This window comes from Haladaptatus sp. ZSTT2, assembly GCF_037081775.1.
Lineage (GTDB): Archaea > Halobacteriota > Halobacteria > Halobacteriales > Halococcaceae > QDMS2.
On record NZ_JBAMHQ010000001.1, the window covers coordinates 1,243,220 to 1,259,896 of the forward strand.

16 protein-coding genes are annotated in these 16,677 nt (G+C 56.7%); 12 read left to right on the top strand and 4 right to left on the bottom strand.

Annotation, left to right across the window (positions count from 1 at the left end; genetic code table 11):
• Positions 1 to 296: 296 nt before the first annotated feature.
• The 4 genes from V5N13_RS06830 (at position 297) to V5N13_RS06845 (ending at position 5,640) form a co-directional block, all read left to right on the top strand.
• Complete coding sequence (locus V5N13_RS06830; RefSeq protein WP_336360150.1) at positions 297 to 2,831, top strand: PAS domain S-box protein; 2,535 nt, start codon at positions 297 to 299, stop codon at positions 2,829 to 2,831.
• Positions 2,824 to 3,273, top strand: coding sequence for a response regulator (locus tag V5N13_RS06835; protein WP_336360151.1), 450 nt, complete (start codon positions 2,824 to 2,826; stop codon positions 3,271 to 3,273). The genes V5N13_RS06830 and V5N13_RS06835 overlap by 8 nt, the downstream gene beginning before the upstream one ends.
• 6 nt (positions 3,274 to 3,279) lie before the next feature.
• Entirely contained in the window at positions 3,280 to 4,971 is a 1,692-nt protein-coding gene (locus V5N13_RS06840) for a bacterio-opsin activator domain-containing protein (RefSeq protein ID WP_336360152.1), read from the top strand.
• Positions 4,972 to 5,160: 189 nt separating this feature from the next.
• The gene (locus V5N13_RS06845; RefSeq protein WP_336360153.1) at positions 5,161 to 5,640 is read left to right on the top strand and encodes a helix-turn-helix transcriptional regulator; all 480 of its coding nucleotides are present in this window, start codon (positions 5,161 to 5,163) and stop codon (positions 5,638 to 5,640) included.
• 43 nt (positions 5,641 to 5,683) lie between these two features.
• On the opposite strand, the gene V5N13_RS06850 is transcribed toward V5N13_RS06845, so the two are convergent.
• A complete protein-coding gene (locus V5N13_RS06850; protein WP_332897154.1) occupies positions 5,684 to 5,899 on the bottom strand; it encodes a hypothetical protein in 216 nt (71 codons plus the stop codon).
• A gap of 30 nt (positions 5,900 to 5,929) precedes the next feature.
• Complete coding sequence (locus V5N13_RS06855) at positions 5,930 to 6,709, bottom strand: DNA-binding protein (protein WP_336360154.1); 780 nt, start codon at positions 6,707 to 6,709, stop codon at positions 5,930 to 5,932.
• Positions 6,710 to 7,051: 342 nt separating this feature from the next.
• Between V5N13_RS06855 and V5N13_RS06860 the strand changes: the two genes are divergently transcribed.
• From V5N13_RS06860 to V5N13_RS06870, 3 genes are all read left to right on the top strand, one after another.
• Positions 7,052 to 7,732 (top strand): SRPBCC family protein, encoded by a 681-nt coding sequence (locus V5N13_RS06860; RefSeq protein ID WP_336360155.1) that lies wholly within the window; start codon positions 7,052 to 7,054, stop codon positions 7,730 to 7,732.
• A gap of 296 nt (positions 7,733 to 8,028) precedes the next feature.
• Positions 8,029 to 8,463: a TRAM domain-containing protein gene (locus tag V5N13_RS06865; protein ID WP_336360156.1), complete on the top strand. Its 435-nt coding sequence runs from the start codon at positions 8,029 to 8,031 to the stop codon at positions 8,461 to 8,463.
• Between the two features lie 992 nt (positions 8,464 to 9,455).
• Entirely contained in the window at positions 9,456 to 9,800 is a 345-nt protein-coding gene (locus tag V5N13_RS06870; protein ID WP_336360157.1) for a hypothetical protein, read from the top strand.
• A 68-nt stretch (positions 9,801 to 9,868) separates the two neighbouring features.
• Here V5N13_RS06870 and V5N13_RS06875 read toward each other — a convergent pair whose 3' ends face one another.
• On the bottom strand, positions 9,869 to 10,612 hold the full coding sequence (locus V5N13_RS06875; protein ID WP_336360158.1) for a hypothetical protein: 744 nt from the start codon (positions 10,610 to 10,612) through the stop codon (positions 9,869 to 9,871).
• Between the two features lie 306 nt (positions 10,613 to 10,918).
• Between V5N13_RS06875 and V5N13_RS06880 the strand changes: the two genes are divergently transcribed.
• From V5N13_RS06880 to V5N13_RS06890, 3 genes are all read left to right on the top strand, one after another.
• On the top strand, positions 10,919 to 11,569 hold the full coding sequence (locus tag V5N13_RS06880; RefSeq protein ID WP_336360159.1) for a helix-turn-helix domain-containing protein: 651 nt from the start codon (positions 10,919 to 10,921) through the stop codon (positions 11,567 to 11,569).
• Positions 11,570 to 11,663: 94 nt separating this feature from the next.
• Entirely contained in the window at positions 11,664 to 12,023 is a 360-nt protein-coding gene (locus tag V5N13_RS06885) for a group I truncated hemoglobin (protein WP_336360160.1), read from the top strand.
• 163 nt (positions 12,024 to 12,186) lie between these two features.
• Positions 12,187 to 13,080 (top strand): amidohydrolase family protein, encoded by an 894-nt coding sequence (locus V5N13_RS06890; RefSeq protein ID WP_336360161.1) that lies wholly within the window; start codon positions 12,187 to 12,189, stop codon positions 13,078 to 13,080.
• A gap of 14 nt (positions 13,081 to 13,094) precedes the next feature.
• On the opposite strand, the gene V5N13_RS06895 is transcribed toward V5N13_RS06890, so the two are convergent.
• The gene (locus V5N13_RS06895; protein WP_336360162.1) at positions 13,095 to 14,495 is read right to left on the bottom strand and encodes a phenylacetate--CoA ligase family protein; all 1,401 of its coding nucleotides are present in this window, start codon (positions 14,493 to 14,495) and stop codon (positions 13,095 to 13,097) included.
• Positions 14,496 to 15,071: 576 nt separating this feature from the next.
• On the opposite strand from V5N13_RS06895, the gene V5N13_RS06900 reads away from it, so the two are divergent.
• Both V5N13_RS06900 and V5N13_RS06905 read left to right on the top strand, forming a co-directional pair.
• Entirely contained in the window at positions 15,072 to 16,130 is a 1,059-nt protein-coding gene (locus V5N13_RS06900) for a two-component system sensor histidine kinase NtrB (protein ID WP_336360163.1), read from the top strand.
• Between the two features lie 88 nt (positions 16,131 to 16,218).
• Entirely contained in the window at positions 16,219 to 16,668 is a 450-nt protein-coding gene (locus tag V5N13_RS06905; RefSeq protein ID WP_336360164.1) for a universal stress protein, read from the top strand.
• Positions 16,669 to 16,677 lie beyond the last annotated feature (9 nt).

Sequence of the window (16,677 nt, forward strand, 5' to 3'; positions counted from 1 at the left end):
ACTCTCAACGATGAGAAACTCATCGATGCGAGCGAGCGTGAACCCGTGAACATACATGAAAACAGATTGTAAAATAGAGGACTCCGAACCCGTCTCGTGAGACTCTGCCACGATAATTCGGGACGATACGCCGCTGAGACTGGAAAACAGAGCATGTCGAGCTGGCGTGTCCAGTGATAGCAGTCACGTTAGCTAGGGAACACGTTTATTATCGGATATTGTGTTTTACCCGTATGGAAACTCCTGAGAAAAAATCCCCCACCACTCTCGAGGGCACACTACGGGTGTTCGACGATATGGATCACCCGTGTACGCCACATACCGCTCAGGAGGTGGCAGACGAACTGGGAAGTACCCGCAACATCGCACAAGAACACCTCGCCCGACTCACAGAACAGGGCACGCTTGGCTCAAAAATCGTCGGCGACACTCGCATCTGGTGGCGCCTCGCCGATCGGACACACCGGGAAGCAGAACTCCGCCGCGAGCGCGAGCTGACCGAACAACTCCTGAAGACGGCGCCAGTCGCCATTTCCGTCCAGAATGCAGCCGGTGAGACGATACTAGCGAATCAGCGCTCCCAGGATCTCCTCGGGTTGTCAGAACGAGAAATCCTGGACGAACCCGAAGACATCGACGAATGGAAGATTTTCGACGCCACTGGCGACGTCCTGAACCCCAAGGACACGCCATCAGCGCGGGTCCATCAAACCGGTGAGCCGGTGTTTAACGAAGAAGTTGCCATCAGACGCCCATCTGGAGAGCAGATGTGGTTCTCGGTCAACGCCGCTCCGATGTTCGACGCCAACGGCAACCTCGACCGAGTGGTTTCCGCTGGTGAGGATATCACCGAACTCAAGAGCCGAGAGCGACAGCTCGAACACCGAAAGAGCGAACTCGAGACGGAATTGAGCGAAATTCTCGGGCGGATTTCAGACGGCTTCTACGCACTCGACGATGAGTGGTGCTTTACGCACATAAACAGCCGCGCAGAAGAGATTCTCAGGCGCACAGGAGCGGACCTCCTTGGAAAGCGAATCTGGTCGGAGTTTCCGGAAGCCAACGACGGGCTGTTTTCAAAGCGGCTTCGAGAAGCGATGGACACCCAAGAGCCCGTCTCGTTCGAAATGTATTCTGAGCGAGTCGATGCCTGGCTCGAAGTGAACGCCTATCCATCCGAGACGGGACTGTCGGTGTACTTCAGAGACATCAGCCTGCGCGTCGAGCGCGAACGCCAACTCGAACGCTACGAGAAGATTATTGAGACTATTCAAGATGGCGTGTATGCGGTCAATGCCAACAACCGATTTACGATGGTCAATGACGCCTACGCGCAGATGGTCGAATATCCGCGCGAAGAGCTCATCGGGATGCATTCCTCGATGATCGTCGATACGGAAACCATTGAATCAGCCCAACAGATTCAACAGAGACTCGGAGGCGGCGAGACGGAGACCGCAAAGCTCGAAGCTGACATGCGGACTGCCACGGGCGATACAATTCGAGCAGAAGCCACGCTTGCCCACCTGCCCGGAGTTGGTGAGAGTTGCGAGCGAGTTGGCGTCGTTCGCGACGTCAGCGACCGCGTTGCACGCGAGCGCACCCTCAAGTCGTACGCTCGCCAGCAACGAGCCGTCTCGGAACTCGGCCAACTAGCACTCGAAAATCCCGAGCTTGACGACTTGTTTACGCACGCGGCACAACTCGTCGCCGACGTCCTCGATGCGGACTACTGCAAAGTGCTCGAACTCGACGCCGCCGCAGAGTGCCTCCAGGTACGCCACGGAGTCGGGTGGCGTGACGGAGTCGTCGGCTCGGTCTCGGTTTCGAGCGTCGAACCGGAGTCACAAGCCTCGTACACGCTTCTCTCTGGAGAACCCGTCGTGGTGACCGACCTTCCGAACGACACGCGATTCTCCGGGCCCCACTTGCTCACCTCTCACGGCGTCACCAGCGGTGTCAGTTCCATCATCGGGTCAATCGAGTCGCCGTGGGGAATCCTCGGAGTCCACGATACAGCACAGCGGTCGTTCACTGAAGAGGACGTCTCCTTCGTCCAGAGCGTTGCCAACATCCTCGCAGAAGCCATCGAACGCCACCGATATCAAGACGAACTCGAAGCCCTCATCGAAGAACTCAAAGAGTCGAACGAACGCCTCGAACAGTTCGCCTACATCGCCTCACACGACCTCCAAGAACCCCTGCGGATGGTCTCGAACTATCTCCAACTCATCGAAAGACGATACAGCGGGGCACTCGATGAAGACGGTCGCGAGTTCATTGAATTCGCGGTGGACGGAGCAGAGCGAATGCGGACGATGATCAACGACCTGCTCAGATATTCACGCGTCGATACGGAAACCGAACCGTTCGAACCGACAGATAGCGAGGCGGTCGTCGAGCGAGTGCTTTCGAATCTCCAGATGCAGATTGAGCAGACTGGAATCGAGGTAGCTGTCGAGTCGCTACCGACGGTCATCGCAGACCGCAACCAACTCGAACAGGTGTTCCAGAACCTCCTCTCAAACGCCATCAAATATCGGAGCGACGAGGCACCACGCGTCGAAATCGACGTCACAGAACGCGAGACCGACTGGCTGTTCGCCATCTCAGACAACGGAATCGGAATCGCGGCCGACCGCCAAGACCGCATCTTCGAAGTGTTCAGACGTCTTCACTCTCGCGAAGAATACCCAGGGACGGGCATCGGCCTCGCCCTCTGTCGGAAAATTGTCGAACGACACGACGGCCGCATCTGGGTGGAGTCGACACCCGGCGAGGGGTCGACGTTCTACTTTACTCTCCCACGAGTGGAGGCTCACCATGAATAACCGCGACACACGGCCAATCGACATTCTGTTAGTCGAAGACAACCCCGGCGACGTACGACTCACAGAAGAGGCGTTCAACGAGGGCAAGATCAACAACGAACTCCACGTCGTCACCGACGGCGTGGAAGCCCTCGATTTCCTGTATCGACGTGGTGAGTACGAATCGGCGATTCGACCGCAACTCATCCTCCTCGACCTCAATTTACCGAAGATCGACGGCCTCGAAGTGTTAGAGCAACTCAAATCGGATGCAAAGTTGAAACACATTCCGATCGTCGTCCTGACGAGTTCGGCAGCAGAAGCGGACATCGTCAAAAGCTACGAGTTACACACAAACGCCTATCTGACAAAGCCAATCAATCCTGATGAGTTCATCAGCCTCGTCCAGACGTTCGAGCAATTCTGGTTTGAATTCGTCCAGTTGCCACGGCAGGAGGACTGACTCCACATGGCCGAACACGAATCCACGTTCGACAACGCACTCACGATACTCATCATCGAAGACAATCCCGGTGATGCCCGATTCATCAGAGAGTTACTCCGCGGGGTTGAAGAACTGTCTGAGCGTGCGTCGCCTCCGGGCGGACCCTCACTCACAGACCAGGCCCGTACGGTGTCCCCGTCTGAGCCAGCGTTCGTCCACGAAACGCGGCTGTCAGACGGTCTCGAACGGCTCTCAGAGAGCCCAATCGATGTTATTCTGCTGGATCTGAACCTGCCAGACAGCGATGGGCTCGCGACGGTCGAAACGGTTCGAGCGCACGCGAACGACACGCCGATCGTCGTGCTCACTGGGCTTCGTGACCGGAAACTTGGATTGGAGGCCCTCCGCAGAGGGGCCGAAGAGTATCTCGTCAAAGACGAAATCAACGCGGATATGGTGATTCGGTCGGTGCACCACGCAATCGAGCGGAAAGCCCACGAACGTGAACTCGAGCGACAGCGAAACCAACTCGCGACGCTCAATTCGCTCAACGAACTCGTCCACGAGATTTCACATCTCGTGATCGAATCGACCACCCGCGAACAGATCGAACAACTGGTCTGTGAACACCTTGCGGATGCAGAGGCGTACGAATTCGCCTGGATTGGCGAGATAAACCCCACCAAAGAGACGGTCACCATTCGCGCCGAAGCCGGCGTCAATGGCTATCTCGATTCGACGACGATTCGAATCGACGACAGCGACGAAGGGCAGGGCCCAACTGGGAAGGCGATTCGAACCGGCGAGGTACACGTCGTCCAGAACATCTTAGAAGAGACGAGTTATGCACCCTGGGTAGACCATGCTCGCGAACACGGCGTGTGTGCGTCTGCGGCCATTCCAATCGAGTACGAAGGCACCATCTACGGCGTGTTGAACATTTATTCTGCGGTTGCGAATACGTTCGATGAGAACGAACGGCTGGTCATCGCCCGGCTTGGGAAAGTGATTGGCCACGCGATTAACGCTATCGAGCGAAAGCAAGCGTTGCTCAACGAGGAAGTGGTCGAACTCAGATTCAAGGTACAGAACGTGCTTGGCCTCCCCACCCCGTCCACTGGAAAGATAACCTTCGATCGGACGATTCCGCTTGGTGAGGACAACTTCCTGCAGTATGGTACTGTGACACAAGACGCGATGGAGACGCTCACTGCCCTCGTTTCCGAACAGCCCCACTATCGAAACGTGACGATTGACGCTCCCGAGGCAGACGAATCTCGATTCGACCTGCAGCTTTCAGCGCCGCCCGCCATCTCCTCGATAGCCGCGATCGGGGGACGAATTAACACGGTAACCATCGAGGATGGAGATATCAACATCGTGGTGCACATTCAACCGGGGGCAGATGTTCGCCGGATTGTTGACGCCGTCAAAGCTGAGTACCCGTGTGCGGAGATGATAGCCAACCGTCAGACGGTTTGCACCACGGAAGCAACACCCAATCTCCACCAGGTATTACACGACCAACTCACCGAGAAACAACGAACGGCGCTCGAAACCGCCTACTTCGCTGGCTTCTTCGACTGGCCGCGCAGGAAATCAGGCGAGGATATCGCCACGTCAATGGGGGTATCCCCGTCTACGTTCCACGAACACATCCGCACGAGTCAGCGCAAACTCATCCGCTCAATTTTCGACAATTCCGGACGAACATAGTGTGACGTCGGGCGACATAACTGTGAGAGGTTCGAAATCAGATGAATTTTCAATGCAGCCAATTTCACCCAGAAAAGGCGATATGGAGCCTGTAGAGCAAATTTTACAATAGTTAGAGATGCTGTAAGAAAATAAATCCGAAAATATTGGGTGGTAGAATATTGGCGATTCCCCATATATGATATATCAATGATGCACTCAGAGTTAGGCCTCGCTGAACACTTACGGCACTTCAAGGCTCAGTTGCGAAAGTGGCAGCCGACCCACACCGACGCGACAAGTAGCGACACAGCGGACGCATCGACCGAGAGTGAGCGGGCTGTCGAACGAACCGACACGCCCGAAGAGGGAGCCGAACTAACGGGTATCTCTGCTGAGTTAGAGACCCCTGCTGACGTGTTGATTGAACTAGGACAGCTGCCAGCAGAGTTCGTCGTTCACCTACTCGAAGAGAATGGTGGACAACTGAAGCAAAAGGCGTTCACCGAATACACCTCCTGGTCTCCCTCGACGATTAGTCGTCTCCTCACGGAAGTAGAAGAAGAGGGGCACATCGTCCGTGTGCAGATCGGTATCGAAAAAATCGTATATCTTCCCGAAGCGGCACCAACTTCCGAGATCGACGCACACAGTGCGCCCAATCGCAATGCGTCAGTAACCCACGATTGAATTCGTGGGTGTTCTCACGAAACTGGAGAGTCTTCCTCAAAGGTCAGAAATCGGCGCGCTTGAGCCACTCGATGGCGATGAGAACGAACCAGGCCATCCAGACGGTGAAGCTGACCAACAACGCGCCGTAGTAGGCCTCATTCGACCCAATCAGCCTCGCACCGAAGAACGCGATGGCGACGACGAGAAGTGCGGCCACGTTACGTTGCCAGTCACTGAGCGCCTCGATTAACGCAGTCGTCCCAGTGTGTGCGCCCATACAAACTAATCGGCCAGCGACCGCATTAGTCTACTTCCACCACGCACCCCGCTCTGGGAACTCCGTATTCGACCACCACGTCAACCCAATCGAACACCGACCCTCGTACCAGTTTTTCTCGGCAGACCGGAATCGCACCCGCTCACCCTCCCTGACCATCGCTTGCTCGGATTTCTTCCACACCGTGAACCGAATTCGACCCGTATCGTCTTCGAGCAGGCCAACTTGTTGAACTGCTGGATGTGAGGGCGTCCACAACTGCGTAACCCGACCTTCAACCGTCACCTCGCCTCTCGGCACTTCCCCCACCTTCGCGATTGGCACGATGCCACCCGGTCGCGTCCACTGGTTTTCGATGACCGCGCCTGCCGCACTCACCAACTCCTCGCCACGCACCAGCCGTTCGGCCAACTGTTTCGAGAGCACCGCCCGAGAGATGCTGCTTTTGACCATCTGATGAATGCGCGTCGCCTGCTGATTCACCGCCGCTAACTCCCCCCGGCTCAGACCCTCACGAGGGTCAGCCCGACCCGGCTCCAACCTTCTATCGACGCTCCCCGCCCGTCTCTGAAACTCGACTCGCCGCGCTCTGCTTTGGTCGCTCACCATCCGCCGCGTCCGCGCCTCCCGGTCTGACTCTTGTCTATCGTCCCACCGCGTCCGCGTCTTCGCAATCTCCCATTCCCGCGCTCTCATGCGCTCTTCTGCTTCGAGCGTGAGTCCCGACACTCCCGCATCCGGGTGATTCGTATCCACCTTCGCCTGAATCTCCAACTCGACCGTGGGCCGCAGAACATGGCGTGTAGGCACCTCAAACACCCGAATTCGAGAGGTTCAAGTTTTCAATACACTCCGTTCGCGCCGCGAGCACCCAGTTCCACACTCAGGTTCGAATCTCCACAATGACGTCTCTTCCGGGGATTTCACCCGATTGTGCAAGACATTCGATTGAACGTCAGACTTCAGGAAGCGTTTCAACAGCAATGACGGGCTGGACGACACTCGGTTTCCTCGAGAAAGGTCAGTGGTCGGATTCGCAGTTCCGTACATCGTGTTCGATTTCGAGAAGGCATGGCTACCGAATCTACCATGATGAGACTCGGCGGCTCAGTTCATCCAGACAGCTAGCGTATCTTCAGGTGAAGAAAAATCATGGCGAAGTCAACAACGCAACCAGCAGAACCACGAACGCCCGCACGATGGCGGTATCTCGTCGTCGGTGGGTTCGCCACGTTGCTTGGGTACATTGCAATACGCCCTTGGATGAACAATTGGGGAGCGACGACCCTCGAAGTCGAGAAACCCCTGCCCGGTGATGACCTCATTCCGGAGCCAGCTTCGCAGATGACGCGAGCGATTACGATCAATGCGCCACCCGAGGACGTGTGGCCGTGGCTCGTCCAACTTGGCAATGAGAAAGGGGGCCTCTACAGCTACGACTGGCTCGACATCCTGTTTGGCTACCTCGAAAAGCCGAGTGCGACGGAGATTGTCCCCGCGTTCCAGCAGCTCGACGATGGCGACCATATCTCACTCGGGAGGGGTGGCGACCTCATCGTCAAACGAATCGAGCCCGAGCGTGTGCTCGTCACAATACCCGAAGCACTCCCCGAGGGGGCACTCATCTGGTCGTTCATCCTCGAGCCAGCCGGAGACGGAAAGACTCGACTCCTGACGCGGAATCGAGCAAGTGCCAACGGGTCGCTTCGGTGGCGGATGACGATGTGGCTCATTGAGCCAGCTGCGTTCCTGATGACCCGCAAGATGTTGCTCGGCATCAAGGAACGGGCTGAAGGTCGGGTGGGCACGACAGTAGAAATTGTGAGCCCATGACGTTGAATGCTAATCGCTTGAATTCGGTTGTTTGAGGGCCTAAGAATGGCGTGAACAGACGAAAGCTACCCCTCACTCATTGTTTTCGAGTTGCAAATGGTAACCTCTGGTAGCTCACGAAAGCTACCCCGTGAGCGTGAACCTCCTCGGGCCATGCCCCGATGCACTCTGCCGTGATTTCTGTAAAACAGTGGAGGGCTGTGATGAATCAACCTCGCTGTTGAGGACGAGCGACAAATGCTAAGCGGTAACTACAAGGCTCACCCCTCGAAATTCTGCCAGAAGAGGCGATACTAATGGAGTTTTTAGAGCAATTTCAGTGTCTGTTTTCTGCACAAATCGAAAAGCACGGAGAGGCGTACCACATCGAAGTTCCAGAACAGGAACTACGCGTTGGCGACCTCGAAACGGGCAAAACGTACCGCGTAGCAATCGTCTCAGAGCCGACCGAGACTGAGCCTGCGTCTGAACATCGCGAAGGAGAACCAGTACAATCCCCAGAATCGGGTGTGTCTGTCGAGGCGGAACAACCGGTTTCAGAAGGCGAGCAGCGCACGGTCGAAATCGAGAGTCTCGGTGAACAGGGCGACGGCATCTCCCGTGTCGAACGTGGGTTTGTCGTCATCGTTCCCGACACAGAGCAAGGCGAACGAGTCAGGGTCAAAATCACCGACGTGCGACAGAACGTTGCCTTTGCCGAGGTCGTAAAGCGTCTCAGTTATTACGAGTAAGGGGACGGGTCAAGTAGCCCGCTCGTTGGTTTGTGAAAACCTCACAAAAATCGGTGAGTTCGTCATCAGTATGAAGACCAGACAGGGGGTAGAGTTCGTCTGTTCGAGATTCGCGACAAACCAGTCCAACTAACCGTCGCTCATCGAGATGTCCGCACGGACTGGGTGACGTTGCAAGTCATCGCACAGCAGAGAGCACGCGGCCAGTTTTTCTTACCAAACATAGGCCTCAAAGTCAGTTCCTGCTGGTTGATACGATTCCGTTAGCCACCGGAAGCGGCCGGTTCCTGCAACGAAGCTCAACCGTTGGAGCACGCATCTTGGGGGTTGCAGCCAGAACGGGAAGGCTATAGCTTGCAAAATGAGGGGATGGAGCAGGGGCGCAAGCTGGTTGACCCACAAAGACGCCTCCGAGACGTGAGGCCACGACCTCTCTCCCACCGAACGCTTATCCCCAGTATCCCCCTCTCTTGAGAGGACACATGGGGTTTTTCAAGCGCGTTGGCCGGCAGGTCGAACAGTTCACGCAAACAGCCAAACAGACAGCCGAAGAGAACGCAGCGTATCGCTGTCGGGCGTGTGATGCTCGATTTCACACCTCGCATGACCAGTGCCCAGAGTGCGGAGCAGAGACCGTCGTTCGGGCGTCGACTGAAGAGTGAGTTCAGTGATGTGTGCCTTCGGTGGCGTCCGTCTCCGGCATGCCTTGTGACTGCCACTCGCGACTAAGAGTAACAATAACAGACTGTTCAATATACTTATATTCCTGACGTGCGTTTTGTGAATCAATAGACTCCGCTCGAGGGAGCAATTCCCCACTCAGGAGGACAGCCATGACCGACCGTACAACCATCCTCGTCCCCATCCGATATCCGCTAACGCAACAGAGTGCACACACGCTTCGATTCGCCGCGAAGCTAGCTCAAGAAACAACCGCTGCTGAGCTTGTAGTGTTACACGTGAACCTCTTTCAAACGAATGACAATGCACGCATGAGCGAGATCAGTCAATCGATTGTCCCGCTCTTAGACGGAGTTGAGGCAACGGTACTCACCCGACGGGGGTTCCTCGTCGAGGACGTGATTTTCGAAGAAGCCGCCCAAACGGAGGCGACCACCGTCGTCGTCGGCGCGAATCAACGCCCGACGTGGCGCAAACTACTCAGTCGGCTAACCGGGAACGAAATTGTCGTCGCCGACTACCTCCGTGAGCGGCTCACAAACGTCGAAATCGTGGAGGTTAACTCGCAAGGAGACGCACACGCAACCACGACAAAGCGAGGGGCAAGCCGGAGCCACTGGAACCGAACCGTCGACCGCGCAACTGACCTCGATTGAGTCCACGCGGCACGTATTCACCGACGAATTCCCTCTTTCATCCTTCGTAAAAACAGGAAATTTCGCGCTTACAGCGTCAAGTCTTCCCACGCGACCGATCCTTCGCTCACGATGTTCTCCGGAGTGAGTTCCGGTGCGCCGAGGACGTCCCCAGCGTTCGGAATTGGGAGTGGTCCGTAGGTGTCAGCGGGGACGTTTCCGTCGCCGGAGACCACTATTCGCACAACCATCCCGAGTTCAAGGTGTGGTAGACACAGGATGTCGTACACGCCTTGGGTAGTGAACCGGTAGAGCCACGAATCGTCGGTCGACATCGGCGGTGACGTGAATCCGTAGTTCGTCGCCACGCGGTCTGGGAGGGTGAAGAACGGTGGTTCGCTAAACTTCGGGTGGAAGGAGGTCACTGTGTGCAGCCCGTTGTGGTCGGTGAAGTTGACGACTTCGCCCGGTCGGACGTGGAGTCCAACTGGGTCGAAGAAGGTCTCGACGGGGATCTCCTCGCCATTTTCATCGAGTGGGAAGTCCGGGTGGTCGCCCGCCCCCTCGTGGATGTGAAGCGTTACGGTGTGGTCAACGAGTCCTGCGGGAACGTTGTCGTCGGCCGAATACGGGGCCCCATAGGTGTCATCGATTTTCATACCCTGCCGTGAGTCCGGTAGTGCTGCTGCGGTCCCGCCGAATACCGAGAGGGCAGCACCCGCACCGAACACCTTCATCAGGAGCCGGCGGCTCACTCCATGGTTCTTCAATGCGGTAATGAGTTCTGCGTCACTGAGTGTCAGGTCGTCTACTGCGTCGTTCTCAGGCCTCATCGCACTAGTGGGATTCGCCCAATTGATGGAAAGTTATGCGCGGACGTGATCCATTAATATGCCATAAATGGAACTAGTTAGTTGAGCGTCATATTGCACGCCCTATTCTGGTTAGAGAGGTGGTTGGAAAAGTTCAATTAAGATAGTTGTTATGAAAATGAAGGTCAGAATACATGTCCAATCAGACATTCGGATGAAGTGGCCAAACTGTCAGCAAATCTTCGAACAGTCGCAATCGACCTTGTCGGGGACGCGTGGTCGAACGCAGCCAAGACCCATTTATCCATGCGTCCGATAGAGTGGCCAATGGACGCTGGAATCCACGTCCGTCTGGTTGTCCGCGGTGTTGATGCATGTCCCGTTGCCTCCTTGAGCGAGGACTTCGAGGTCGAGTCAATCACCACTGACCGCCGAGCTGACGCTGCAGGCGGTGGAATCGTCGGTGAGGTCACGATAGACCACACCGTCGCGTCTGCAACCGAACCGAAACAAGCCGATCTCGTCTTCCGTGACGGCGACCGCTCGGTGTACAGGTACACGAACGAAAGCGGTGAGTGCCCGTGTGGGCGTATCCCTGACTCCGGGTGTCCGATCCGAGCCCTCCGCGCTGGGGATGGGGCACTCGTCGTGACCTTCATCGCACCGGACATAGAGACAGTCCAATCGGTCGTCGCAGACCTCCACTCGTGCTGTTCAAGCGTCCGCGTACAGCGACTGACGCAGCGGACGGCAGACGACCGAACGGCACTCCTGTTCGTCGATCGAACCGCGTTCACCAACCGGCAGTTCGAAGTGCTTCAGACCGCCCACGAGATGGGGTATTTTGAACAGCCAAAGCAAGCTGACTCGGCGGACGTGGCCACAGCACTCGGTATTTCGGTCGCGACGTTTAGCGAACACCTCGCTGTCACCCAGGAGAAACTGCTCGACCAGCTCCTTCCCGAGTCAGAGGTGTGACTGTGGGATGCGTTTTCTTAGCACGGAGCTATAAAGACCCGAATAGCTTCGCAATCGGTCGTATCCCCATTCGGCTCTGAGGCACATCTAGTCAATGTCCCAGACTGTATACCGAGAAATCGGCGGACGAGAGGTAATCGAGAACGTCGTTGAAGACTTTTATTCCTCCGTACTCGCAGACGACCGACTCGTTGAATTCTTCGAAGGGATGGACATGCAAGCACTCAGAGCCCACCAGGTTCAGTTCATCAGTTCAGTCACTGGTGGCCCCGTCGAATACGCTGGGGCAGACATGCGAGAAGCGCACGCGCATCTCGATATCGACGAAACCGACTTCGATGCCGTTGGCACACATCTCGAACGCGCCCTACGGGAAAATGGTGTTGAGGAGGACGCGGTCACCGACATCATGTCGAAGGTAGAATCGCTCAAAGACCCGATTATCGACGCGTGAAACGCCACTCGGCCCAGCCGTTCTACGTGAAGCGAAACTAACGCTGCGCACACGGCGCGCCTCACCTGCTGCAGTGGTGTGCCGTGACCACAGCAAACAGATTGGCGTGAGCCACTCGTGGAACGACGTATGGATTTTTCTCAATGGGGACGGCTTATCAGGTATGACATTAGGTAACGAGATGCAAGTCCTTGACGTCCACTGCCACTATTCGACGGACGAAGCCTACGTGTTCAGGACAGAAGAAGACCGAGAGCGAGCGACCGTCAATTTCCGCCGGGAAGTCGAGTTGGGCACGGAAGCGGAGATGCTCGAAGACCTGCGGGGGGCGGGCGTGCGGGTCATGATAAACATCGGGTGTACCACCGACCTCCCCATCGAAGAGGTGCGAGCGCTCCACGACGACACCGCGCGAATCATCAGCGAGAACCGGGATGTCTTCATCGGCCAATGGATCATGATTGACCCGAACGAGGACACACTCGAAGAGTTCGAGCGCTGTCTCACGGAATTGGATATGGGACTTGTGGGGTTCACCGTGAACGGAGCATCAACGAACGTCGCCGCCTCGGATGAGGCGTACCATCCCTTCTACGAACTCTGTCTCGAACACAATGCGCCCGTCCACGTCCAACTCGGGTACACGGGCATTGGCGCGCGCCACCCCGGCGGCGACGGGCGAATACTCCAGTACTGCCACCCGAAACACGTCGACAAGCTCGCTGCTGACTTCCCGGAGATGCAGATTATCATCGGCCGTCCGGCGTGGCCGTGGCAGAGCGAAGCCATCGCGACGTTCATCCACAAAGAGAACATCGTCGGGTACGAACTCCACGGCTGGAGTCCGCGGTGGTGGCCAGAAGAACTCAAACAGAGCATCGAACACCGCCCCGGATTCCAGGGGAAAATCATGTTCGCCTCGGACTACCCCATCTTCTCACACGACGAACTGTACGAGGCGTGGGAAGAACTCGACCTGAGCCGAGAGCAACTCGAAGGCATCTATCACGACAACGCCGTGGAGATTTTAGGGCAGTTCGACGGGGCCGACCTGTAGAGGGTGTCCCGACCTTAGCGCCGGTCTTCGAACCGATCGATTTTCGTTTTCTGCCCGATTTTCGTGAGGGAAGCCAACTCGCCGGGCGCTTTCACCTCGACGGCGATTGAAACGTCGAACGCTGCGTTGAGCATGGCTTCGAGTTCGGCTTCGAGTTCGGGGATGGTGGACGAATCGCCCGGTTTGTGTTCGACCAGTGCGGTGAGCGTCGTGTTTCGGTTGTCGTCTGCGTCGGCAAAGATGAAGTACTCAGCAGAGACGCGGTCGTGGTCGGTGAGCACTTGACCCACGGCTTCCGGCCAGACGTTGATGCCGCGAACCTTGACCATGTTGTCACCGCGGCCCAGAAAGTCCGTGAGGCGGTGCATCTTGCTCCCACAGGCACAGGGGGTTTCGACCATGGCAGACAGGTCTTTGATGTTGTACCGAACCTGTGGCGCGCCGGTTTTGTACAGTTCGGTCACGACGATTTCCCCGGTCTCGCCCGGTTCGACTTCTTCGCCGGTTTCAGAATCGACGATTTGGATGTGAAACAGGTCTTCGAAGATGTGCATTCCGTCTCGCTCCGCACACGAGGCAGAAATCGTGTTGACCTCGTGGAAGGCGTAGTTGTTGTACACCGGCACGCCCCACGCCTCCTCGACGAGGTCGCGTTCGTTCTGCGGGCCATACGTGGAAATCGTCTTGAGATTGAAGTCGGTTTTCGGGTCATAGCCCTGTTGCTCTGCGACCTCTGCGAGTCTGAGCAGGTACGATGGGAAGGCGTAGATGGTGTCTACGTCCCAACGCCGCGCGTGTTCGAGCTGCTCGGTGCTCGGGGTGACGGTGCCCGTACTCGTCGTGATGTCGGTCACGCCAAGCCAGTGGTAGAAGCCGTAATCGACGATCCACGCGCCGTTGTGAGTCGAAAACGCCCAGGTGTTGAGCGCCACGTCGCCGGGGCGGATGCCGTGCATGTACATCGCCCGAGCAATCGAGAGCGCCTGAATCACGCGCTCGTCGGCAGTGAAAATCTGTGGGCGCGGCGCACCGGTCGTCCCACCGCTCATGAACATTCTGAGTGGTGCGTCGTCCGGGTTGTGCAGCGCAGCACCTTGATAGTCCCCGTACGGCGGGTGGTCGTCGATGCTCTTTCTGATATCTTCGATGGTATAGATTGGAATCTTGTTGATATCGTCAAGGCCGTTTATGTCGTCGGGCGTGATGCCCGCCGCCTCCCAGCGCCGTCGGTAAAACGGAATCTCCCACGCCTGTTCGACCTTCCATTTGAGCCGCTGTTCTTTGCGTTCGCGGATCTCCTCACGCGACGCATAAAAGAAACCGTCGTCCGCGAGAAACTCTTCTGGGGGCGGATACTCCGTTTCGATTCGGTCGAAATCAACCGCTCGATGCAGTCTATGAGGGTAGTCAGCCATGCTAGAACTGGCAGTGGCGATTATTTAACTTGTTTTGTCATTTCCACGTCAATTGCCATCACCCCACATGTTTGGATTGAAATCAGTTCGACCAGGATGCACTCGATATCGGCTCAGCAACTGAACCTGACTGGTTCTGGACGTACATGCGGTGCAAACCACTCCGTTCATCGGCTTGAGTCGCGCCCCAACCAGTTCGTCCCGCAGGTGTGTGACTCCAGGTTTCCAGCGACATGGAATGGTGGCGAAAAAGTCAATAGTACTGAATGTCATATTAGCATGAATTAAATGGTGGATTTACACTCCCGACTGCAAGAGATTCGTCGAAAACGCCCCTAACGGTGATTCTCGCGCCTTGAACAATGCGGCACAACCCGTCGAAGTCGACGGATGAACCACACTCAAGGGAGATACAGGGTGGTACAGAATGATGTCGAGTACGATGTCAGTGACGCGCAGCAATCGGGTGGGCGGATGAGGGTTAATGGTTAAAGTGAACGATGGTGGTCGAGACGGTCAATGGAGGGATGGCGCAAGCGCGTTCGTCCCGCCAGTATGCAGAGAGCGTGGACAGGCATGAAGTCCGAATCAATCGAACTCTACGAACAGATAATCGAAGTGATGGGCGACGGAATTTACGTCCTCGATTTGGACGGCCGATATGTGAAAGTAAACGATAGATTCGTTGAGCTTACGGGGTACGAACGGGAGGAGCTGCTCAAGAATCACCCCTCAATTCTGTTGGACGATGCGGCTGTCGAGCAGTTCATGCAGGCAATTCACCGACTCATCACGACAGAGTCGACAGCCATTGAGACGGTCGAAGCGGCCATCACGACCGCATCCGGAGAGCGCGTTCCGTTAGAGGCCACGCTCACAGTGCTCTGGGAAGATGGGAAAGCAATGGGAACAATCGGAGTGGTTCGTGACATCACAGAGCGAAAAGCGCGTGAGTTGGAGTTGAAACGGCAGAACGAGCGCCTCGAAAAGTTTGCTGCGGTGGTCACACACGACCTCCGAAATCCACTGACGGTCGCGATGGGGCGACTTGAGATGGCAGAAAGGACGGGTGAGTCAATGCATTTCGAGGCGATTGCAAATGCCCAGGAACGGATGAAACGCATCATCGAAGATGTTCTAGCGGTGGCTCGACAAGGCAACGCTGTCGAAGAAACAGAGTCGGTTTCACTCGATACGGTTGCCCACCGCGCGTGGGACACCGTCGACACCGGCACAGCCACACTTGTCGTGGAGACCGACAGACGAGTCGACGCCGACGTGGGCCGCCTCACGCAGGTATTCGAGAACCTGTTTCGGAACAGCGTCCTGCACGGCTCAACCGGCGACCAACCGATGGACACCCGCGCCGACGAGCCTCAGGAACATGCACTGACCGTACGCGTCGGATGGCTCGACAACGACACGGGGTTCTACATCGAGGATACGGGCCCCGGTATCCCGCCGGACAAGCGCGAGAGCGTGTTCGAGTACGGGTACACCACCGACTCCGAGGGAACCGGTTTCGGGCTCGCAATCATCAATGAAATTACATTGGCACACGGCTGGGAAATCGACATCAGGGAAGGAGCGGAGGGTGGGGCTCGGTTTGAGTTCGTGACGGAAACGACCCAATAAGCGCAGAGCTCGAATGACAGGAAGAACAGGAGCCGTCTCACCCACAGCCACAACAAGAACAAAGATACTCGCTCACAATGGGTGACATATGGTACTCCTCGTTCCTTTCGACGGCTCTGCGCTGTCCGAAACCGCTCTCGAACGTGCCGCGTTGTTCGGCGAGGCGTTTTCGAAAGACGTCGTCGCACTCGTCGTCATCCCCGACGACGAAACGTACGCACAAGAGCGCGGTTGGGCGGATGGTGGAAGTTTCGATGCGGAGGGCTTCACTGAAAACCTGCGCGAACGCGTCGAGAACATTGCCCCTGAAGCGACCTTCCGCGTCGAACACGCCCGCGACCCCGAAGACGAACCGTACTCGTCGGTGACGATGAACATCGTGCGCACCGTCCGAAAGGTCGCAGCCGAGGTCGATGCAGACATCGTCTTTATCGGCAGCGAGAATGCCGGGCGCGTCTCCCAGCCGCTCACGAGCGTCGGCGCACCGGTTTCTGCCGACCCGCAGTACGATGTGCACATCGTCCGTCACGCGAAGTGACGCGACAGC